This is a genomic window from Shewanella sp. Actino-trap-3, assembly GCF_002836275.1.
Classification (GTDB): Bacteria; Pseudomonadota; Gammaproteobacteria; order Enterobacterales; family Shewanellaceae; genus Shewanella; species Shewanella psychromarinicola.
This window is the reverse complement of record NZ_PJCE01000001.1, coordinates 850811-874160: the sequence shown is the minus strand read 5'-3', so window position 1 is coordinate 874160 and position 23350 is coordinate 850811. Positions and strand designations below refer to the sequence as shown.

Annotated in this window: 19 protein-coding genes; 1 reads left to right on the top strand and 18 read right to left on the bottom strand. The window is 41.9% G+C overall.

Features of this window, described 5'->3' with window-relative positions; translation table 11 throughout:
- Nucleotides 1-39: 39 nt before the first annotated feature.
- The 16 genes from CXF80_RS03710 to CXF80_RS03635 all read right to left on the bottom strand — a co-directional run bounded on the left by CXF80_RS03710 (nt 40) and on the right by CXF80_RS03635 (nt 19872).
- Nucleotides 40-1212, bottom strand: coding sequence for a vWA domain-containing protein (locus tag CXF80_RS03710; RefSeq protein WP_101031355.1), 1173 nt, complete (start codon nt 1210-1212; stop codon nt 40-42).
- A 6-nt stretch (nt 1213-1218) separates the two neighbouring features.
- Complete coding sequence (locus tag CXF80_RS03705; protein WP_101031353.1) at nt 1219-2052, bottom strand: AAA family ATPase; 834 nt, start codon at nt 2050-2052, stop codon at nt 1219-1221.
- Between the two features lie 176 nt (nt 2053-2228).
- Nucleotides 2229-4343, bottom strand: coding sequence for a molybdopterin-dependent oxidoreductase (locus tag CXF80_RS03700; RefSeq protein WP_101031351.1), 2115 nt, complete (start codon nt 4341-4343; stop codon nt 2229-2231).
- Nucleotides 4344-4457: 114 nt separating this feature from the next.
- Entirely contained in the window at nt 4458-5456 is a 999-nt protein-coding gene (locus tag CXF80_RS03695; RefSeq protein WP_101031349.1) for an NADP-dependent oxidoreductase, read from the bottom strand.
- A gap of 137 nt (nt 5457-5593) precedes the next feature.
- The gene (locus CXF80_RS03690; RefSeq protein WP_101031347.1) at nt 5594-6658 is read right to left on the bottom strand and encodes a patatin-like phospholipase family protein; all 1065 of its coding nucleotides are present in this window, start codon (nt 6656-6658) and stop codon (nt 5594-5596) included.
- A 182-nt stretch (nt 6659-6840) separates the two neighbouring features.
- The gene (locus CXF80_RS03685; protein WP_101031345.1) at nt 6841-8505 is read right to left on the bottom strand and encodes an AMP-binding protein; all 1665 of its coding nucleotides are present in this window, start codon (nt 8503-8505) and stop codon (nt 6841-6843) included.
- A gap of 145 nt (nt 8506-8650) precedes the next feature.
- Nucleotides 8651-9832, bottom strand: coding sequence for an acetyl-CoA C-acyltransferase (locus tag CXF80_RS03680; protein WP_101031343.1), 1182 nt, complete (start codon nt 9830-9832; stop codon nt 8651-8653).
- A 108-nt stretch (nt 9833-9940) separates the two neighbouring features.
- Nucleotides 9941-10873, bottom strand: coding sequence for an SDR family NAD(P)-dependent oxidoreductase (locus CXF80_RS03675; RefSeq protein ID WP_101031341.1), 933 nt, complete (start codon nt 10871-10873; stop codon nt 9941-9943).
- A gap of 162 nt (nt 10874-11035) precedes the next feature.
- A complete protein-coding gene (locus tag CXF80_RS03670; RefSeq protein WP_101031340.1) occupies nt 11036-11497 on the bottom strand; it encodes a MaoC family dehydratase in 462 nt (153 codons plus the stop codon).
- A gap of 309 nt (nt 11498-11806) precedes the next feature.
- A complete protein-coding gene (locus tag CXF80_RS03665; RefSeq protein WP_101031338.1) occupies nt 11807-13612 on the bottom strand; it encodes an acyl-CoA dehydrogenase in 1806 nt (601 codons plus the stop codon).
- A 92-nt stretch (nt 13613-13704) separates the two neighbouring features.
- The gene (locus CXF80_RS03660; RefSeq protein WP_101031336.1) at nt 13705-14466 is read right to left on the bottom strand and encodes an SDR family NAD(P)-dependent oxidoreductase; all 762 of its coding nucleotides are present in this window, start codon (nt 14464-14466) and stop codon (nt 13705-13707) included.
- An 87-nt stretch (nt 14467-14553) separates the two neighbouring features.
- The gene (locus CXF80_RS03655) at nt 14554-15594 is read right to left on the bottom strand and encodes a phosphotransferase family protein (RefSeq protein WP_101031334.1); all 1041 of its coding nucleotides are present in this window, start codon (nt 15592-15594) and stop codon (nt 14554-14556) included.
- A gap of 124 nt (nt 15595-15718) precedes the next feature.
- Entirely contained in the window at nt 15719-16930 is a 1212-nt protein-coding gene (locus CXF80_RS03650; RefSeq protein WP_101031332.1) for an acyl-CoA dehydrogenase family protein, read from the bottom strand.
- A gap of 88 nt (nt 16931-17018) precedes the next feature.
- Nucleotides 17019-18143, bottom strand: coding sequence for an NADH:flavin oxidoreductase (locus tag CXF80_RS03645; protein ID WP_101031330.1), 1125 nt, complete (start codon nt 18141-18143; stop codon nt 17019-17021).
- Nucleotides 18144-18263: 120 nt separating this feature from the next.
- Nucleotides 18264-19034 carry an SDR family oxidoreductase gene (locus CXF80_RS03640; RefSeq protein ID WP_101031328.1) on the bottom strand — a complete coding sequence of 257 codons (771 nt, stop codon included), beginning with the start codon at nt 19032-19034 and terminating at the stop codon, nt 18264-18266.
- Between the two features lie 103 nt (nt 19035-19137).
- Complete coding sequence (locus CXF80_RS03635; protein ID WP_101031326.1) at nt 19138-19872, bottom strand: histidine phosphatase family protein; 735 nt, start codon at nt 19870-19872, stop codon at nt 19138-19140.
- 296 nt (nt 19873-20168) lie between these two features.
- Between CXF80_RS03635 and CXF80_RS03630 the strand changes: the two genes are divergently transcribed.
- A complete protein-coding gene (locus CXF80_RS03630) occupies nt 20169-21083 on the top strand; it encodes a LysR family transcriptional regulator (RefSeq protein WP_101031324.1) in 915 nt (304 codons plus the stop codon).
- Nucleotides 21084-21227: 144 nt separating this feature from the next.
- On the opposite strand, the gene CXF80_RS03625 is transcribed toward CXF80_RS03630, so the two are convergent.
- Both CXF80_RS03625 and CXF80_RS03620 read right to left on the bottom strand, forming a co-directional pair.
- A complete protein-coding gene (locus CXF80_RS03625) occupies nt 21228-22124 on the bottom strand; it encodes a dienelactone hydrolase family protein (RefSeq protein ID WP_101034666.1) in 897 nt (298 codons plus the stop codon).
- Between the two features lie 104 nt (nt 22125-22228).
- Complete coding sequence (locus CXF80_RS03620; RefSeq protein WP_101031322.1) at nt 22229-23176, bottom strand: helix-turn-helix domain-containing protein; 948 nt, start codon at nt 23174-23176, stop codon at nt 22229-22231.
- Nucleotides 23177-23350: the final 174 nt, after the last annotated feature.

The following is a 23350-nucleotide window of genomic DNA, read 5'->3' as shown; positions in this document are numbered from 1 at the left end:
AATTAGAATATTTGACCTCGTTATTATCCCGAGCTGAGGCTAACTAATATCTTTAATCGCACGCCCGATACCATCAACCGTTAATGGGTACATTTTATGGTCAACTAGCTGTTGAATAATGGAGATTGAATGATGAATTGGCCAGTGGTTTTCAGGTTGCGGATTTAACCAAGCAACCTTACTAAAATGACTTAACAACTGATTCATATACTCGACACCGGGTTTTTCATTCCAATGCTCAACACAGCCGCCTTTGGCGATAATTTCGTACGGCCCCATGGTCGCATCGCCAACAAAAATGACTTTATAATCGGCAGAAAAGGTCCTGATGATCTCTTCAAGAGCAATGGTTTTATCAAACCGTCTGCTATTATCCTGCCAAACCTGGTCGTATACACAATTATGAAAATAGAAAAACTTTAAATGCTTAAACTCACTATGTGCAGCGGAGAATAACTCTTCACAGGTATGAATATAATCATCCATTGAGCCGCCAATATCGAAAAACATCAGTACTTTAACGGCGTTATGACGTTCTGGCTCCATATGCACATCTAACATGCCACCATTCTTGGCGGTTGAGTTAATAGTGGTATTAATATCAAGCTGTTCACTGGCACCGGTACGGGCAAATTTTCTGAGTTTTTTAAGGGCTAATTTGATATTGCGAGTGCCTAACTCACGGTCTTGGTCGAAATTTTTAAATTCTCGCTTATCCCACACTTTCACCGCACTGTTATTACGGTTTTTGTCTTGGCCGACTCGGATCCCTTCAGGATTATAGCCATAGGCACCAAACGGTGATGTGCCGCCAGTACCGACCCATTTATTGCCGCCGGCATGTCGTTTCTTCTGTTCTTCTAAACGCTCTTTTAACGCTTTCATCAATTGATCAAGTCCGCCTAATGACGTTAGTTGGTCTTTTTCTTCTTGAGAGAGGTGTTTTTCGAATTCTTTTCTAAGCCAATCTTCCGGCACAATGTGATCGAACACATCAATATTTTCTATCCCTTTAAAGTACTCAGCAAATGCGTTGTCGTATTTGTCATAGTGAATTTCATCTTTAACCATGACAATTTTGGCAAGGTTATAAAAGTCTTCTACATTGGCAAAAATCACCCCTTTTTTTAATACCGCGATAAGATCTAATAGCTCTCGTAAGCTACAAGGGACTTTATGCTTTTTTAGGGTGAGAAAAAAATCAATAAACACTGTGAATCACCTGTTTCTGCGGCTCATAAAGGCCAATTTTTCAATCAATGAAACGTCTTGTTCATTTTTTAACAGTGCGCCAAACAAAGGAATGATATCTGACTTTTTATCGAGTAATGTATCTTGCGATATGTCATCGGATATCAATAGTTTTAACCAATCAATTAACTCTGATGTTGACGGTTTTTTCTTGATGCCACTGACTTCGCGTAAATCAAAAAACACCTCTAATGCTTGTTTTAACAATGCTTGTTTAACATCAGGATGATGCACATCGATAATTTTTTCCATTTCAGCTTTAGTCGGAAACTTGATGTAATGGAAAAAACAGCGCCTTAAGAAAGCATCGGGTAATTCTTTTTCATTATTTGAGGTGATGATGATAATTGGTCGCTGTTTTGCTTTAATCACTTGTTGGGTTTCATAAACATAAAACTCCATCTTATCAAGCTCTTGCAACAAATCATTCGGAAATTCGATGTCTGCTTTATCGATTTCATCAATCAACAATATGGGTCTTTGCTCTTCTTCAAACGCCTGCCATAACTTGCCTTTAACGATATAGTTGCCAATATCATGAACCCGTGCATCACCTAACTGACTGTCGCGTAACCGAGATACTGCATCATATTCATAGAGGCCTTGTTGCGCTTTAGTGGTCGATTTAATATGCCATTGATACAATTTACAATTGAGTGAACTGGCTAGTTCTTCGGCTAACTGGGTTTTACCGGTACCGGGCTCGCCCTTAATTAATAACGGTTTTTCTAATGAGATCGCCGCATTTACCGCCAAGCTAAGTTCGTTTGATGCAATATAATTTTGTGTACTTTTAAACATGGTCTTACCTTTTTATTCATGTCGCTTTGTCGCTATTAATTAGCACCAGCCTCAAAGCTATTTGTTTGTGTTAATCGTCGGTAATTGAAAATGAATAGATTCAAACTAAAAATGGACTACCCCATTTAATCAACATAAGCACTATTATTAAACAACTTTATTTAGGCAACTTCCTTTTAGGCTGCTTTGATGGCAACAGGCGTACCATTAAATGCCGCATTACCTGTCAGCATATCAACTCGATTGGCATCTGTTAAATCATTAATGCTCACCCCTGGCTGAGTTGCTGCAACCGACATGTTAGTACCTTTTTGATTGTGTCCCCAGCCTTGAGGCATACTGACCACACCTTGTTGGATATCATCAGTAATTGCCACTTCAATGACGATTTCACCTACCGCTGAACTGACATTAACTAGCTGCCCTTGTTTGATCCCAAGCGCTTGTGCATCTTGTGAATGCACTTCTAAAGTACATAAATTTTTTCCTTTAATGAGTCGTTGTGAATTTTGTGTCCAGGTATTGTGACTTTTAACTAATCGTCGACCAATTAACTCAAACGGATAAGCTTGATCACGCGCGGGTTGTGCCATAACGGCATCCAAACGAGGTAAATCATCTCTATAGATTTGCGGAAATAAATTGACCTTGCCGTCTGCGGTTTTTATCCGCTCAGCAAGACACGGCATTAACGGGCCAATATCAATACCATGGGGATTATCAATCAGCTTTTGTAAGCTCATACCCTCTTCGCCATAGGGCCCTTTTTTCAGTTCCATATCTAACAGCATTTCTGGAGTGATTTTTTGCATCGGGTCGTCAGTCGCAATATTGAGCATCCGGGCAGAAATCTGTTTAAGTATTTGCCAGTCACTGCGTTGATCCGGTTGTTGATCAAATAATGGCGGTGAGTATTTAACTGTGTTTCTAACCGAAAATGAATTAAAGAAAATATCGAAATGAGAATTTTCAACGCCCGTAGTCCCCGGCAAAATAATGTTGGCGTATTGGGTGGTTTCATTTAAATAAATGTCAACCGAGACCATGTAATCTAAGCCTGCAAAAGCTTGGGCTAATTTATGCCCACTGGGGGCTGAAAGTACCGGATTGCCAGCAACCGTGATCACGCTTCTTATTTGCCCTTCTCCTGGCGTCTGTATTTCTTCCGCCAAGGTCGCAACCGGAAATTCACCATTGAAAAATGGCAGCTTACGTACTCGCGTTTGATGTTGCCCAAATGAACTTTTATGACCGGGTTGATGATTGCGCAATAAATCAAAAGCAGGCTGTGGAAACATAGCGCCACCGGCACGGTCAAAGTTGCCGGTAATAATATTGAGTACATTGGTTAGCCATAGACATAAGCCACCAAATGTTTGCGTCGACGCCCCCATGCGGCTATAACAAACAGCAGAATCTGCTGCGAGCATGTCTGCGGCTAAGGTGCGAATACTCGTCGCATTAATGCCGACAAATTCAGCCACAAGCTCGGGCGAATAGTGTTTTGCTAGGCTTTCAACATCATCTAGCCCATCAACTTGGGTTTCTAAATGACGTAAATTAACCATATTTGAATCAAAAACGCAGTGGATCAACGCCAGCAGTAATAACGCATCTTTTTCTGGGCGAATAAACAGATGTTGATCAGCAATTTTGGCTGTGCGGGTTCTGCGGGGGTCAACAACGACAATTTTTCCACCACGTTTTTGGATGGCTTTCATCCGACCTATAACGTTAGGTGCCGTCATCATGCTACCGTTTGATACCACAGGATTACCACCAATGATCAGCATAAAATCAGTTCTATCAATATCGGGCACCGGAATTAACATGCCCGCGCCAAACATAAAGTTTGCAGCAACATGATGAGGTAATTGATCGGCAGAGGCAGAGCTGAAACGGTTTATGGTGCCAAGTGACTTCATAAATGGTCTAAGGAACAGCGCATTACCAAGACTATGGGCATTGGGATTACCCAAATAAACCGCCAACGCATTTTTGCCATGCTGCTGTTGAATGCCTTTAAACTTTTCAGTTATTTCGATAAAGGCTTCATCCCAGCTAATATCTTCCCAACCTGTTGCGGTTCGCCTAATAGGCGTTTTTAAGCGATCTTTGTCAGTATAAAAATCTTCTAAGGCTAAGGCTTTTGGGCAGTTATAACCTTGACTAAAGGGGTCTAGTTGATCGCCTTTAATTGATAAGATTTGCTTATCTTGATAGGTAATTTCCAAGCCACACATGGCTTCACAAATATTGCAATTTCGATAATGGGTGTTAATTTCGCTCATATTTATCGCCTGACTTGGAATAGTAAACCTGTCATAAACACAACCCAATTAACAACATTGATTAATTGGGTTGTGGCCGTTATAAATTATTGATAAACAATATTGTTATAAAAATTATAATTTAACGATTAACTTGCCTTTATTATCACCGGTAAAAAACAAGTTTAAGCCGGTGATTGCCGACTCAAGACCATTTAACACATGGGCGCGATGTTTAATTTGTCCTTTCATCACATAAGGCGTCAATTTTTCTAATAGCGCTGGCACGTCACCAAAATGATCAGGCATAGTGAAGCCTTGTATAATGAGGCGTTTTTTAATCACTTGGATCCAGCTTGGTGCTAAATCTGGCACGGCTTTCGGGTAATCGGCAATCATGCCACACACCACAATGCGGCCATGGGCATTCATTTTGGCAAACACATGGTGCTGGATCGGGCCGCCGGTATTTTCAAAATACACATCAACGCCGTCGGGGGTTAATTCGGCCAATTTTGCGGCTAAATCATCGGTCTTGTAATTAATCGCACCATCAAAACCTAATTCGTTAACAATCCAATCGGCTTTTTCATCACTACCGACAACACCGATAACCCTGAGGCCATCCGCTTTAGCCAACTGTCCCACAATAGAACCAACCGATCCTGCTGCGCCAGAAACTACGATGGTTTCGCCTTTTTGTGGTTTACCTACGTTAAAGAGCCCTTGCGTCGCCGTTAACCCCGGCAAAGCAAAAACCGATAAAATAGCTTCATCTGTTAATGGCGCGGTCACTTTATTTAACCCCGCGCCGTTACTTAAAAAATATTGTTGCCAACCCATCATGCCCATCACTCGGTCGCCGACCTTAAAGCCAGGATGGTTACTCTCTACAATTTCACCAATGCCAGAACTGCGCATCACCTCACCTAACGCAACTGGCGGAATGTAACTTTCGGTATCAGCGCTCATCCAACCAAACATCGCAGGATCAAGTGACATGCAGTTTTGTTTGACCAAAAATTGTCCGTCAGCCACTTTAGGCATTGGCTTTTCAACCACTTCAAATAATTCAGGGCCGATGGGGCCACCTTGAGGACGGGCGATTAAGTTAATGGCTTTATATGTGCTCATATTTTTGCTCTCTTTGTTGGTATATTGATGCTGCATGTGACTGCGCGATACTTTGGTTTATTGAGGCCGTGGTTTATTGAGACCGTGGTTAATGGATATTGTCATCCTGGTGAGATTCTTGTGTCATTCTGCTGTTACTACCTAATCAGTTGCTTAATACTTTTTATGCTGCTGATATTTTGGGTGTGATAAAAGTGTTTAAAGTGCTGTGCAAGCTTTTCGCTTTCAATGAAAACCTGTTGCCAATACTCGATGCGCTGTGCGGGTTTCATGTCGATAAAATCGCTACGGTCAGGAATTTTTTTATAGGGCAAAGATTCAACAAATTCAGCAGAAGGACAAAGCAATACGGTTTTATCATAGTGTTCTAGCCTGACGTTGCGGGACAGCTTTTTATCGAACCAGCCCGCTTTTAATGTCGAGCTAAAATGAGGGTAAAGGATTAAGCCTTGATTTTGAATATTGAAATCAAAATGATAATCGATAATGCCGCCATCTCGATACATGCCGGGTGGACAATCAACAATATCTTTTATGCCTTGCATCACCATAGGAATAGAACCTGACGCCAGTAGCGCAGCTTTGATATTGTGTTGACTAAAAGCCACCGCGGTAGTTGGGATGTTATCCGGATCGTGGAGAACTAAATCACTTTGATTATGCTGAAATATATATCGTTCATATTGACTATTTAGTAACGAGCGACTCAAGGTATTTCTAATTACGCTGTTAACCAACCCAGCCCCTAGTGTGAACTTGTTTTCTGATGCTACGAAACCATTGCATTTAGCCACAATAAAATGGGCTTTAAAGACGTTATTATTAATAATTTCAGCTGCGCCGTTGTCACCAAAGAGCTCATCAAGCAATTCAATGGCTTTAGCGGTAATTTCTGCCGCTTTGGGTTTAGTATTATCCGAGTACACGGTTTCACTGTAGTGTTTAGCTAAACGCTCTATTGCCGCTACGGGGTCTTTTTGCGCAAAGCACGCGGCGCGAAACGCACCAGCACTTGAGCCAATGAGATTTAACGGCTGTTGTCTGCCTTTGAAAAACTCCCCAAAGATATATTTATCTAATCCCAGTAAGGTAAACCATTTGGGCCCACCGCTTGCACCAAGGAAAGCGCTAAATAACTCAGGGGAAAATCCATCTTGCTGGATCTTTTTTAAGGCCGTTTCACCAGCATATATTTCTAACATATGACTCTTATTGTTAAACTGTCGGCAATAAATGCCGACAGTTAAGTTTCGAGACTAAAGCTTCGAGACTAAAGTTTCGAGACTAAAACTTCAATACTAAACTTCGACACTAAAGCATCTAGGTTAATGATTAGACAGTTGTTATTAAAACATTAGTCTCTAAAAAGTACCATCGATGAAGCTTACGCCTTATTACGAAGATCTTTGCGTAACACTTTACCCACATTACTTTTGGGCAATTCATTCATAAATTCAACTACTTTAGGTCGCTTATAATTGGTGAGCATTTTATTACAATGATCGAGTATATCTTGCTCGGTAAGCGTAGGGTCTTTTCGAACAATGTACACTTTGACTCGCTCACCAGTGATATCGCACGACACCCCCACAGCGGCAGCTTCAAGAACCCCTTCATGCATCACCAGTACTTCTTCGATTTCGTTTGGAAATACATTAAAACCTGAAACATTGATCATATCTTTCTTTCGATCAACAATTTTGAAAAAACCATTTTCATCCATGGTGGCGATATCACCTGTCGCTAACCAACCATCGATTAAGACTTCATCGGTGGCTTTTTGGCGATTGTAATAGCCTTTCATCACTTGTGGACCTTTAACCCACATTTCGCCCGGCTCGCCTAATGCCACGTCTTCACCATCAGCCCCGACTAAACGAATATCCGTTGATGATGCAGGCAAACCAATAGAGCCATTGAAACTTTTTTGGTTATAAGGACTTAATGTCACTAAGGGCGCACATTCGGTTAATCCATATCCTTCTAAAAGTCGACTGTTAGTGACTTTTTCCCAAAGCTCTGCAACCGGACGTTGCACAGCCATTCCACCACCAAGCCCCATTTTTAAGGCACTAAAATCAAGTTTGTCGAATCCAGGAGTATTTAGTAACCCATTAAATAAGGTATTTACCCCAGTAATAACAGTAAAGCGATATTTAGCCAGCTCTTTAACAAAACCTGCCATATCTCTTGGATTGGTGATTAATAGATTAGTGCCACCAAACGGTAAAAAGGCCAAACAATTAGAAGTTAACGCATAGATATGATAAAGCGGCAAAGCGGTTATCATAATTTCTTTGTTTATTTCGAAGACATTTTTTGTAACCGCATTGGACTGTTCTATGTTGGCCACCATGTTGCGATGAGTCAGCATGGCGCCTTTTGATGGGCCTGTGGTACCACCGGTATATTGTAAAAAGGCCAAATCAGCACCCACAACCTCAACTGGCGTCAAATTAAGTTTACTGCCTTTGGCCATTGCGTCATTAAATTTAATGGCATTGGGCAAATCAAACGCTGGAACTAGTTTTTTTACATGCTTAATTGCGCCGTTGACGAGTGCGCCTTTAATCATACCTAACCTGTCACCTACGCCTGTGAGGATCACATGCTTTACATCGGTTTTATTAATAACAGACTGTAATACATGAGCAAAGTTTTCAAGAATAAGGATCCCTTTAGTGCCAGAGTCTTTTAATTGATGTTCTAACTCGCGGGCGGTATACAGTGGATTAACGTTAACCACCGTCAGACCCGCAATCAGTGCGCCAAATAGTGCAATGGGATATTGCAGTGTATTGGGGATCATGATGGCAAATTTATCACCCTTAACTAAGCCTAAATCTTGCTGTAAGTAAGCAGCAAAATCCGTCGCTTGTTGTTCAAGTTGCTGATAAGTAATGCTGACATCCATATTAATGAACGCAGTATTATTGGCATACAACTTGGTATAAATTAAGAATAAATCTGCCAAAGAATTATATTTATCAGGATCTATTTCAAACTCAACCCCTGGCGGATAACTCTTCTCAAGCCAAATCTTTTCCATAATATTTTTCCCCAAATGTTACGTTATTAGCGGCTAGCAAATACTCTAGCAGCTATGTTTATTATTATTTTGTATGATGCAAAAATTAACTTAACCAGACATTAACGTTTCATTAACTTTTTATCAACCTAACATTGAGCCAGACTTATAACACTTCAAATAAGCCCGCGGCTCCCTGACCACCGCCAATACACATACTGATCACCACGTATTTAACCCCACGACGTTTACCTTCAATTAGCGCATGCATTACCATGCGAGTGCCGCTCATGCCATAAGGATGGCCAATGGAGATTGCGCCGCCATCAACATTTAAACGATCGGCTGGAATACCGAGCTTTTCAGCACAATAAATCACTTGAACAGCAAACGCTTCATTGATTTCCCATAAACCAATATCGTCAATTGTGAGACCATGGCGCTCAAGTAATTTTGGAATCGCATAAATTGGGCCTATGCCCATTTCATCAGGTTCACAGCCCACAACTACCATGCCCCGATACGCCCCTAAAGGACTCAACCCACGTTGCTCTGCTAATTCACGCTCCATGACTACCACAGCCGCAGCACCATCAGAGAGTTGCGACGCATTACCGCCGGTAATCGAGCCGGATTCTTTGACCGCTTTTAAGCTTGCCAAACCTTGTAGATCGGTAGACGGGCGATTACCTTCATCCTTGGTTAAGGTGACTTGTTGCTTACTCATTTCACCGCTGGCTTTGTCCATTACCAGCTTAGTGCAAGTAACAGGCACAATTTCATCATCAAATCGGCCTTCAGTTTGCGCCGCTGCGGTGCGTAGTTGAGATGTTAAAGCGTAGGCATCTTGTGCTTCACGAGAAATACCATATCGATCAGCAACCACTTCGGCAGTATCAAGCATCGGCATATAAATGGCTGGTTGGTAAGCTTTTATGCTGGGATCAACCGCACGATGCATATTCATTTTATCGTTTTGTACTAAGCTGATTGAGTCACAACCACCGGCGACAACAATTTGGGCACCATCAACAACGATATGGTTGGCTGCGATAGCAATAGACATTAACCCTGAAGAACATTGACGATCGACAGTCATGCCCGGCACAGATACCGGTAATTGTGCCGCCATGGCCACTTGACGACCAAAGTTCATTCCTTGGTTGCCTTGAGTTAACGCAGCACCAAAAATACAATCTTCAATGTCATGAGGGTCAATACCCGCTCTCTCTATTGCGGCGTTTACCGCAACGGCCGCTAACGTCGGGGCGGATAAATCGTTAAATGCACCGCGATAGGCTTTACCTATAGGTGTTCGGGCGGCTGATACAATGACGGCTTCTCTCATGATAATTCCTGTCTTTTTATAGTTGTTGTTTATCGTTCCATCGGACTTGGTGCTGTTATTTGCCATGATTATTCAAGTCATGACTCGCGTAATGATTGCCGCACTAGGCTATTGCTGTTGAGACTGCTGTTGAGACTTCATGAACGCCATTGCCTTCATTACAAACTTCTCACCTTGCTTGGCACCCGACAGTAACGATTGTTGATTCTCTTGAGCCGTGAGTAACGCCCAGTTTTGACGCACGGTTTCTGGGTTTTGCGATGTTTTAGGAATAAAACAGCCTTCTGTTTCAAAGATAGAGGCACTTGAATAGCCACCGGCTCCGGCACATAAAATAAACCGATTTGGCGCGTCTTCATCGCACAAGGTCAGCATGCCTGCCGTTACCGCTTCGGGGGAAAACGCCTTAACTATTTCTTCTGGCATTAAATCTTCAGTCATCCGTGTACCAGCCGTTGGCGCAAGCGCATTGATGTTGATATTATTTTTTGCACCTTCAAGCACTAAGGTATTCATGAGCCCAATGACGGCCATTTTAGCGGCTCCGTAATTTGCCTGACCAAAGTTACCGTACATGCCACTCGATGACGTTGTCATCACGATACGGCCGTAGTTTTGTTGTTTCATGATTTCCCACACCGCTTTGGTGCAGTTAACAGACCCCATAACATGCACGTCCATGACCAATTTAAAGTCATCTAAAGTCATTTTTGAAAAAGACTTATCCCGCAAAATACCGGCGTTGTTAATCAGAATGTCGACTCGACCCCATTTATCCATGGTTTGTTGCACCATGTCTTGTACTTCGTCAAAATTGGCTACGTTAGCACCATGGCTAATCGCTTCGCCGCCCATCTCTTCAATTAACTGCACCACTTCTTGTGACGCCGCTGAAGATGCGCCGCTGCCATCACGAGCACCGCCTAAGTCGTTAACCACTACTTTGGCACCGCGTCTGGCCAATTCCAATGCATGTGAGCGGCCTAAACCGTTACCGGCACCCGTTACAATAGCCACTTTTCCTGCAAAACTAATTGTCATTTTTTTACCTTAACTGTTTATTATTATTGTTTATTTTATGCGTCAGACTTTTACTTAACCATCATTTTAGAAGCATCATTTTTAAAGCATCACTTCTAAAGCATCACTTCTAAAGCATCACTTCTAAAGCATCACTTCTAAAGCATCACTTCTAAAGCATCACTATTTAACCATTTGCACCGATATCCACTCGGCAACCAATGCCGGTGTATCGCAGCCTTCTATTTCAATGGTCACTTCGGTCGATAGTCTAAATTGCCCTGGTTTTTTTTCTGCTATTGAAAGGGTTTTAGCATGCGCTCTAATGCGGCTATTGACGGTAACAGGTTGCAAAAATCGTACTTTATCGAAACCGGCATTTAGCCCCATATAGAAGCCATCGATAATGACGCTAAAATTTTCAGCAAAATGCGACAGCATAGATAACGATAAAAAACCGTGGGCGATGGTTGAACCAAAAGGGGTTGCTTTGGCTTTCTCAACATCTACGTGAATAAATTGATGATCCAGAGTGCAGTCAGCAAATTGATTAATTTGCTCTTGGGTAATTTGGTGCCAACCTGTTGGCTCAGCTTGATAGCCAATATAGTTGGCAATGTCATTTCGATTAATTACTGTCGGCATTATTCCCTTTCCTTTTGTACTTTCGCGGTACAATCCATGAATAAAATTTAAGCGATATCTCATGCTAGTTGGGGTAGGTAAATTAAACAAATGAATAGTTTTAATACCAAGCTATTCACAGGATGAATAGCTTGGTGATGTAGAGGATGCAAACGTGACAAAATAAAATGAGGAAGTCACAAACAAAAAAACATTACCCATGGCGCGGTAATGTTTTTTGTAAACTCGATTTTATAAAACGCCACTGCGCATTAATGGCATAAATCTGCAGTCGTATCGCATTAATTAGACATCAAATTAAAACCTAAATTAAAACCAGTCAGGCTGCATATCAAAGCTGGTGCTGTCAGTATTGATCAGTAAATTTGACCATACGCTAATTTCAGGCAATTCAAATCGATAAAAATACTGACAAGCCTGCAATTTGCCTTGATAAAAATGCATATCGGCTTGGTGCGGTTGTTCGGCTATCGCTTTAGTCGCAACAATACTTTGCTTAAGCCATAACCAAGCAATAATCACGTGACCAAATAACTCTAAGTATTTGACTGAATTTGCTAAGGCTAAATCAATATTTTTAGTCGACATCGCGCTTAACACCGCTTGCGTTGTCACACTTAACGTATCAAGCGCTTGGCTTAATTGTGAAGAAAACTCGTTTAAGCTTGGGTATTGTTTTGCGTATTCAATCGTTTTAACCATTTCAGCTAACGTAGCCTTATAGCCTTGCATGTTATTCATCGGCACTTTACGAGTGATCAAATCTAATGATTGGATCCCGGTAGTGCCTTCATGAATAGGGTTTAAGCGATTATCACGATAGAACATTTCAACCGGATGCTCGTTTATATAACCATGGCCGCCCATGACTTGAATCGCAAGGGAGTTCGCTTTGGGGCCATATTCTGATGGCCATGTTTTAATGATGGGCGTTAAAAAGTCCAACAATGTATGTGCATATTGGCGTTGCTCGGCTGTGGCTGAGGTATGTGAATCATCACTTAATTGAGTACCGTACAGCACTAGAGCCATTGCCCCTTCTGCATAGGATTTTTGGGCTAATAGCATACGTTTTACATCCGCATGTTCAATGATGTTTACCATAGGAGATTGTGGATCTTTACACGATGGTAATCGACCTTGAGGACGGTTTTTAGCGTAGTCCACTGAATATTGATATCCGGCAACCGCGAGCACTGCGCCACTGGTGCCGACCATAATGCGGGCTTCGTTCATCATGTGGAACATGTATTTTAAACCACAGTGTTCTTCACCGACTAAATAGCCAATTGCTCCATTTTTCTCACCAAAACTCAGTGCTGTAGACGTTTGTGCTCGGCCACCCATTTTATGAAACAAGCCTGCCAGCGCCACTTCATTGTCATCGCCCAGCGACCCATCATCATTAAGCAAAAACTTAGGCACAACAAATAACGAAATCCCTTTAACACCTTTGGGAGCACCCTGAATTCTGGCAAGGACTAAATGGACAATGTTCTCGCTTAAATCATGATCGCCGCCTGAAATATAGATTTTACTGCCGCTAATGCGATAGGTGCCATTCTCAGCTTTTACCGCTTTTGTAGTTAAATCGCCTAAAGCGGAACCACTGCCAGGTTCAGTCATGGCCATGGTGCCCATAAACCGACCTTCTCGCATCGGTTTCACCCAGGTTTCAATCAGCTCAGCACTGCCGTGGGCTTGGAGTAAATTGGCATTAGCCGTGGTCAACATGTTATAGCCCATGCCTACGCCACCGGCGACGCTAAGATACGAACCCGCGGCACTGGCAATAATAGGTGGCAGTTGCATGCCTCCTAAATCATAATCTGCAGTTGCAGCACCAATCCCAGACTCGTTTACCGCGTCGATGGCTGTTTTAAGCTCAGGGATGATATGCACTTTTTTACCATCAAAAGTGGGTTGTTCAATATCCAATTTGCGACGGATCGGAAGAAAATATTTTTCTGCAATCGTTTTAGCGGTATTAACCACTTCATTAAAGGTTTGGCGGTCATGATCTTGATAACGCTCTCTGCTGGTTAATGCTTCACTATCAAACAGTTCGTAAAGCATAAATTCAAGATCACGTTGATTCATTAACGTTGCAGGCATAATATTCTCTTCTTATCTTGTTTTATAACTAAGTAACTGAGCAAATCACTGAGCAGGTTACTTTGATGGCAGTATGATGCCCGCAGGCAAGGTTAAAACGCTGACACGCCACCATCTACCGCAATACATTGGCCCGTCATATAGGTATTTGCAGGTGACAACATCATCAGCATCACAGCAACGATTTCTTTAGGTTCACCTAGGCGGTTCATTGGAGCTCCACGGGCCATTTTCTTTTGTTTTTCTTCGTCAGCAAAATTGGTGACCATAGGGGTAAGAGTAAAAAATGGGCAAATTGCATTAATACGAATATTGTCGCGACCGTACTCCACAGCGCCGGTTTTGGTTAAGCCAATCACAGCGTGTTTAGCCATAGAATAAGCGCTGCCTCGAGCTGCGCCACCTAGACCCGCCATCGAACTAACATTGAGAATGGCTCCCTGGCCTTGTTTGAGCATTTGCTGTATTTGATGACGCATGCCAAATTGGACACCTTTCACATTGACAGCAAACTGGCTGTCCATAATAGATTCATCAATCTCATGAAACGGCTTAAACTCATGGGCAATACCGGCATTGTTAACCCCAATATCAACTCGACCAAAATGTTTAATCGCAGTCTCAACCATGGCTTTGCATGACGCATCTTTAGACACATCACATTTCATCGCGATCACGTCGGCACCACTAGAGGCAATATCGTCCGCTACCTTGTTTACACCCGCTTCGTTAATGTCGCTAATCACTAATTTAGCGCCACGTTTGGCTAACTCTTCAGCCAGTAACTTACCAAAACCTTGAGCCGCGCCAGTAATAACGGCAACCTTACCGGTAAAGTCTAATAATGGATCCATGCGAGTAACTCCTGTAATTGATGGTCTTTTCTATGTTGAGTTTTGTTGATTTTTGTTTTGTTTTGTTAGTTTATTGGTTAACTCTTTTTATCTTTTTATCTCTTTAGCAATGACCTCTAAGGCCATTTTTGCCAGTGGTTCGACAAACGAGCCCACTTTATTGGCATGTTCATTAGACGCGTTGCCTTCGGTGGCACGTTTAGCGACTCCTTGGGCGATGGCCGCTAAACGGAAGAAACTAAAAGCCAAATAAAACACCCAGTTTTCAATGTGCCCTATTCCCATTCGTTGGCAATACAGAGCGACATATTCCGCTTCTGTTGGGATGCCTAAGCTGGCGCGGTCAATATCTTGTAAACCGTCAATACTGCCCATTCCTGCTGGCATGCGCAGTTGCATACATTGATACGCTAAATCAGCAAATGGATGACCTAGTGTTGATAGTTCCCAGTCAAGTAAGGCGATAATATCGGGGCTATCTTTAGCAAACATCATATTGTCTAAGCGAAAATCGCCATGGACTAAACAAACACGGCCATCATCTTCCGGTACATGTTGTTCAAGCCATTGACTCAGTTCATCCATCGCGGCAATTTTTTTCAGTTCTGTCACACGGTATTGTGATGTCCAGCGCGTGAGTTGACGCTCAAAGTAGTTACCTGCTTTGCCGTAATCGGATAATCCAACCGCATCTACATCAACACTGTGCAAAGCAACCAGTACTTTATTCATTGCGTCATACATGGCTGAGCGTTGCTCATTGGTGTCAATCTCAGCTAATGATGCGCTCCAATAAACTGTGCCATCACAAAATTGCATCAGATAAAACATTGAACCGATAATGCTGCTGTCTTCACACAGGTGAAATACTTTTGCAACCGGCACGTCGCTGTCTTTTAAGGCATTTAATACACGATATTCACGATCTACAGCATGAGCTGACTTTAATAATTTCCCCGACGGTTGGCGGCGAAGCACATACACACCCGATGCTGAGGTGACTTTAAACGTTGGGTTTGATTGACCACCGGCAAATTTCTCAAGGGTGATTGGTCCTCTAAAGCCACCAACATGGGCTTCTAGATAAGCAGTAAGCTGTTCATTATTAACGGGAGATTCTTGTGCCATTTAGCAATACTCTTTTTTGTGTAATTTAAGTGGCCAGTATGAGCGATCAACATTATAAACAGCAGGTTGAAATAAGTTCCAACCTGCTGCAAAACTGATCCTGAAAGATCAACAGGCCTTAATACTAGTTAGCTATTTTTTTAACTAAATCACGCCCAAGTTGCATCATATGCACTTGATCAGGACCATCGGCTAAACGCAAAGTACGCTGCCCAGCCCATGCATGCGCTAAGAAGGTATCTTGACTCACGCCCACTGCGCCATGGCATTGAATGGCGCGGTCTATCACATCAAGTGACATACTTGGGGCGACAATTTTAATCATCGCAATTAACTCTTTGGCGGCTTTATTACCTTCGGTGTCCATTTTTTGCGCCGCTTTTAATGTCATTAAACGCGCTTGTTCAATTTGGCAAGCCGACTTAGCAATATCTTCACGTACCGATTGTTGTTTGATCATCGGCTGACCAAACACAATGCGCTGGCTAACCCGTTGGCACATTAAATCTAGCGCACGTTGCGCGACTCCGACTGAACGCATGCAGTGATGTATACGCCCAGGCCCAAGACGACCTTGAGCAATTTCAAAGCCTTTACCTTCACCCGCAATAATGTTTTCAACAGGTACCCGCACATTGTCAAAAATGACATCGCCGTGCCCTTCTGGAGAATCGTCATAACCGAACACTTTCATCGGTCTAACCAAGGTCACACCAGGGGCGTTCATCGGCACAAGCACTTGTGATTGCTGTATATAACGGTTGCTGTTTCCAGGATCCGTTTTGCCCATCACAATCATAATTTCGCATTGTTTGCGACACGCACCACTAATGTAAAATTTGCGACCATTAATGACATATTCATCACCATCACGTTCAATGCGTAATTCGATATTAGTGGCATCACTTGAGGCGACGTCAGGTTCGGTCATTGCAAACGCTGAACGTATTTTGCCGTCAAGCAACGGCTCTAACCATTGCTTTTTCTGCGCCTCGTTACCGTATTTAGCTAATACTTCCATATTGCCCGTATCAGGTGCCGCGCAGTTAAACACTTCTGGCGCCCACATAACTTTACCCATAATTTCAGCAAGGGGGGCATATTCTAAATTAGTTAAACCAGCACTGTATTTGCCGTACGCGACCGGTAAAAATAAATTCCATAAGCCTTCTGCTTTCGCTTTGGCTTTAAGTTGTTCCATTAACGGTGGCGTTGACCATGGCTCGAGTTGTACTTGTTTATGCATTTCTTCCTCTACAGGAAATACATGCAAATCCATAAAGTCGTTGACTCGTTTGATTAACGCTTGAACTTTTTCACTGTATTCAAAATTCATTTTCTATCCTTATAAGATGTCATTACGGCGTTAACTCGTGCTGGAGTTTGACTGACACTTTGTGTTTAAGACATTAAGTCAACTGACTCTAACTAAGAGACATTAATGACTTTTTATTAAAAGGTTTGATCTCATTAATGGCATGGTTCTTAATTTTATTAACCCACTGCGGATCAACTAATAACGCACGGCCAATACCCACTAAATCAAATTCGTCATTGTTTAAACGGACTAATAACTCGTCAATACCGGTAGGATTCGACGTGCCTGATAAATCAGCATTACCCTCTCCAATAAAATCAGCATCTAAGCCCACATTACCGACAGTGATCACCGGCTTGTTGGTGAGTTTTTTAGTCCAACCAGCAAGACCAAGGTCAGAACCTTCAAATTCGGCTATCCAAAAACGACGCGTGCTGGCGTGAAAAACGTCAACGCCAGCATCACTTAATAAGCCTAAGAAAGTACATAACTCTGCTGGTGTTTGACAAAGCTTGGCGCTGTAATCTTGTTGTTTCCACTGTGAAAAACGGAAGATAATGGTAAAGTCGTCACCCACGGCTGCGCGGATTGCTTTGACAATTTCAACCCCAAAGCGGGTACGATTCTCTAACGAGCCACCATAGTGATCATCTCGTTGATTTGTCCCTTCCCAAAAAAACTGATCGACCAAATAACCATGGGCGCCGTGAACTTCAATGGCGTCAAAACCAATGTTTTTGGCATCAAGTGCAGCTTGGGCAAATGAAGCGACAACCTCATTAATATCGTCTTGCGTCATCGCGACACCATTTTTAGCACCAGGCTTGTACAAACCTGAAGGGCTATACGCTGGGACTTCTTTGTCTGGGCCGATGCCGACTTTCCTCACTGAACCCACATGCCAAAGTTGTGGGGCAATTTTGCCACCGGCTGCATGCACTTCATCAACAACATGTTTCCAACCTGCTAAGGCTTGGTCACCATAAATAGCAGGCACATTCTCGTAACCATTAGCACCTTTATGGGAAATAAAGGTCCCTTCAGTGATAATTAATCCAACATCACCTTCAGCGCGTCGGCGGTAATAGGCCGCAACCTCATCATTGGGGATATAATTTGGCGAAAATGCCCGCGTCATCGGTGCCATTACGGTTTTATTTTTTAATGACAACGATTTAGTGATAAAGGGTTCAAATAATTTATTAACACTGGTGTTTTTATCGCTATTCATGATGTTTCCCTAGCTTTTGATTCATTATTTTGTTGTTGTTATTATTAGATTAGCTATTATTTTATTCTGTTTATTAACTATTGATTTAGTTAGCTTTAGTTAGCTTTATCCGTTGACCGATTAACCAATCAAATAACCACCATCAACATTAATGGCGGTACCCGTGGTATAGCTGGATGCATTTGACGCTAAATATAATACTGTGCCGGCCATTTCATCAGGTTGTGCAACACGTTTCATTGGCACGTGGTACATCATTTGTTTAAGAATTGCCGGGTTATCAACTAAGGCTGATGCAAACTTGGTGTCTGTTCCACCGGGCAATAATGCATTTACACGGATGTTAAATTGGGCACATTCTTTAGCAAAAGCTTGAGTCATCGAAATCACAGCAGCTTTAGTGATGGAATAAATACCTTGAAAATCGCCAGGGATAACACCATTAACAGAAGCCACATTAATGATTGAGCCGCCGCCACTATCTTTCATTAATTTTGCGCCTCTGGTCGACATGAAGAAATAACCACGAATATTAACGTCGACGGTTTTTTGAAAGGCGATTAAATCGGTATCGATAATATGACCAAAATACGGATTGGCGGCTGCGTTATTGACTAAAATATCCAGCTTGCCATGTTGTTCAGTTATGGCATCAAAAATGGCATCAATTTGTTCTAATTCGCCAATATGACACGCAATGGCCTGTGCACTGCCGCCTGCTTTTACAATTTCATCAACGACAGCTTGGCAGGCTTCAACTTTTCGACTTGATACAATCACATGCGCACCATACTGAGCTAATACTTTGGCAACACTTTCCCCAATACCACGACTTGCCCCAGTGACTAAAGCGACTTTCCCTGTTAAATCAAATAGATTGCCATTGTTCATGTTATTTCCTTATTATTATTGGGTTAATTGTTGTACTTAGTTAATTAGTTAAGTCGCATATTTTCAGACCGCAACTGGATATGACCCTAATCTGTATTCAACATTACTTAAAGGTTATCCAATCATCGCCCGCCTGCTCTAAATGACTATAGTTATTGAAATAATCCACACTCAACATGTTTTCTGAAAACAGCAGTCTAGTCACACTGGTATTTCTGGTCTGTTGATTAATCGCTAATGTTTGTTGATCGGTTAATTTCAATATGTGTTGAATGATGACTGAAATCGTACCGCCTGAAGTAAACACTAAAATGTCTTTTGATTTTTTAGTGCCACTTACTACGGCACTAAACTCACGTTTTCTGGCGAGTTCTTGTTCAATGATATTTTGCAGTGCTCGGATACAGCGCGCCTGAAACTGTGGCCAACTTTCTTTATATTCATCATCTTTGTCGCCCGATATCCAGCGATGGAGTGCTTGATAAAACTCTTTTTGCAGCGCTTTGTTTGGCTGGTTTTGTTGATTAATTTCTTGACTCATTTGGGCGAAGTTTTGCCACTGAACATTGTATTTCTGCAAAATGTCGACATGATCAAATTCGTTGAAACCCGAGTGGATAACCATCGGTGTTGTTGGCCCTTGATATCCATTGACAAAGTTGGTTAATGTTTGGCCGTGACGCAATAAATCACCACAATAAAACTTGCTGGGGGCCACTCTTGAACGCCAATATTCACCTAGTAAGGTCGCTTGTTGGCTACCTTTGTCTGATAATTGATCGTAATCAGTACTACCAAAAGAGGCTTGCCCGTGTCGAATCAAATAAATTGCTGCCATATGGCGCCTCTAACGTAATAAAAATGATGATTCAATTCTAAATAAAGATAACTCACTGTTTAAATGAGTTTTAAATTTAACACTTACAAGCTAAGTAGCCACATCCGCACATGTATTGAATGCATATAACTCTCTTCTCAACATAATTTTGCCCTATGTCGAATCTACTTGACTATGCTAATGCCAACATCTAAATTGAACAAATGAATAGTTCTAATACCCTACTATTTATAATTTTAATAGTACTAATGAATTGAGGTTGTCTCAACATTCATCATGAGATCACAGGAGTGAGCATGAAAATTGATTTGAATTTGTTTGTGGTTTTCGATGCAATATATTGCGAAGGAAATATCACTAAAGCGGCTTCGGTATTAAATTTATCGCAACCTGCGGTGAGCCATTCATTAGGAAAATTGCGTACCCATTTTGACGATGCATTGTTCATCAGACAAGGCAATGAAATGAGGCCAACCCCAGTGGCTAAAAACGTCATTGATGATGTTCGAGAAGCATTACATCAATTGCAAGTTTGCTTAGTACAATCAAGACAATTTGAACCATTAACCTCACGAAAAAGCTTTTCACTGTCATTACATGGATCTTTAGAACCCTACTATTTACCGATACTGCAACAAAGCTTATCGCTAGAATCACCGGCAATAAATTTACGCAGTAATAAAAGGGTAAGACGAACGGAACTGGAAAATAAATTAGCCAGTGGTGACATTGATTTGGCCATTGATACCTTGATCCCTGTCAGCAATAATATTTTACATACGCAATTAGAAGTAGACCAACTGGTTGTTATTTCACGTAAGAACCACCCCGCTATTGCTGAAAAACTCGATTTAAAAACGTACTTGCACCTCGAACATATATTAGTATCGTCTAGATCGATCGGCCCGGGATTGGAAGACTTTGAGCTCTCTCGCATAGGCTTACACCGTAAAATATCATTACGCTGTCAGCATGCCCTATCTGCGTGTAGAGTGATCTTAAATAACGATATGTTACTGACGTTGCCGAAAACAGCCGCCGCAATGTACAGTCAGATGCTCGATATTGCCATTCACCCAATGCCGGTGGCATTACCCGATATTGGGGTCCATTTATATTGGCATGTTAATGTCGACAAAGAACCCGCGAATAAATGGCTTAGAAACAAAATGATTATTGCAGCATCAAACACCAAAATTACCATTACATAATAGACAATAATAAATGTTCACATTTACCACTAAAATCTTGATAATTAGAAGTTATTTATTATATGCAGATAACAAATCCTATCATCAAGGTCAATAAAACAATAATAGTCTTTTGACCTTTATGACCTTATCTGCAATGAGGCATTAACTGATGTGTTGATTAAAAAAAGCTAACGTCCGTTGCCACGCAAGCTCAGCGTTAACTTCATCATATCGGCCAGTTGAATCATTATGAAATCCATGATTAGCATTTTTATACATGTGCATTTGATACGGCACATTAAACGCTATTAAATCTTGTTCATATTCAGGCCAAGTGTTGTTGACTCTTTCATCTAACTCAGCAAGTTGAATTAACAAGGGTGCCTTAATATTGTGTCTTAATGCTTTCGCCGCTGGCGTGCCGTAAAAAGGAACCCCAGCTTGGATCAAGTTAGCGTCAACCGCTGCTAAAAAATTTACGATATAACCGCCAAAGCAAAACCCAACCGCACCGAGCTTGCCATTACTTTGTTTATGCGCCTTTAAAAATTGTCCCGCGGCAACAAAGTCTTGCTCAATCTTACTTCTGTCTAACGAGCTTTGCATCTGACGCCCTTCATCATCGTTACCAGGGTATCCACCCAGTGAAAACAAAGCATCGGGCGCAAAAGCGATAAAGCCCGCTTTTGCTAAACGTCTGGCAACATCTTTAATGTATGGGTTTAAGCCGCGGTTTTCATGGATCACTAACACAACCGGCAATAAACCGCTTTTATGTGTTGGTTCGACTAAATACCCTTGGCCTTGGCCTTTGCCATGCCCTAATGGTGAATCAAATTGGGCGTAAGTGGCTTTAATGTCGGCATCGTTAAATGAAATTTGTTCAGCTTGAGCGTAATTGGGCAGTAAAGCAGATGTTAGCACCGTCATCGAATAACCCAGTGCGACAAGTGACCCCAACTTAGTGATAAACGTGCGACGATCCATTCCGCCATGAGCATATGAGTCATACCAATCAAAGGCTTGTTGTGGAATGGCATTGTTTGATTTTTGCTGCATGTGAGTTCCCTCTTCGGTTAATGTTTTGTCAATAATGTATCTTAGTCGATGATGATCCATTCATCACCTTAATAAGCGCTATACGCCTCACTAACCGATTAGGTTCATACGCAACGTTTAAGGGTATGCGACGGATTTTCACCAAATAGTTGGGTGTAATCTTTGGTGAATTGCCCTGGGTGCCAAAAGCCCCAATTAGCCGCAATCACCGCAATGGGAGTCTCTTGCCCTGGTTGTTTCAGCTCTCGGCGCACATTATTTAAACGGGTTAAGCGTAGAAAACGCAATGGATTAATGCCTAAAATACTCTCAAAACTGTACTGTAAGGTGCGGCGGCTGACAAAAGTGAGCTCACAAAGCTGGGTTATGGTCACCGCTTGTTGCGGATGGTCATCAATAAAGGCTTTGACTTTTTCAACCACGGCCAGACGATGTTGATAACTCGGCGCCACGGTTTGTGTTGACGATTGTTGGCTTAATAAGTTAAGGGTTAATGTGCTTAACATGTCTTGCTGTAACTCAATGGGTAAACCTAGTTCGCTGTAATTCATAATTTTTTCAATCATCAAACGAGTTTGATTAAGTAATATTGGGTTACAAGCAATTCGTTCTGCCCCACGCGTCGACATGTTTTTCAACGACAGCCCTTGTATATCCGCCATGGTGTATAAGGTGTGTTGATTAATCACCACGCCATAAATCGTAAACTGCTCTGGGGTGATGAGCTCAAAATCACAATCACTATTTCGACACATCAACTGATGAGTATCCACTTGTAAGCCATTTATTTTACTTTGTGCTGAACTACGCGGAATGCCCAACCAAATAGAATTGGGGGCTATATGACACTGCTGCCTTAATGCCCGCTGAGTAAACTCTTTGAATAAATGCGCGTCTGGATAATCAAGGCCTTCAATACAACCGTAAAAACTGCCATTACTGACCTGATCATATACTTGCTGCCATTGGGTTAAATTATGCGCTTGCTCATCGATGTCATTAGTGTACACAACGCTCTTTTGTGGTGCGCGCTGATTAATATGGTGCTTCATCGGTCGCCCCTTTTCGCAATGAATTCGCTATTCCCACACAAGATCTGCAATAAAAAATATTTTACCTTGCTGATATAGTTAGTAAAAAATGACTTTGCCAAAACTTGATAGTCACTTGGTACAAATTAAGCTTTGTTAACGATATATGAAATTAATTTATCACTTAGCAAACAG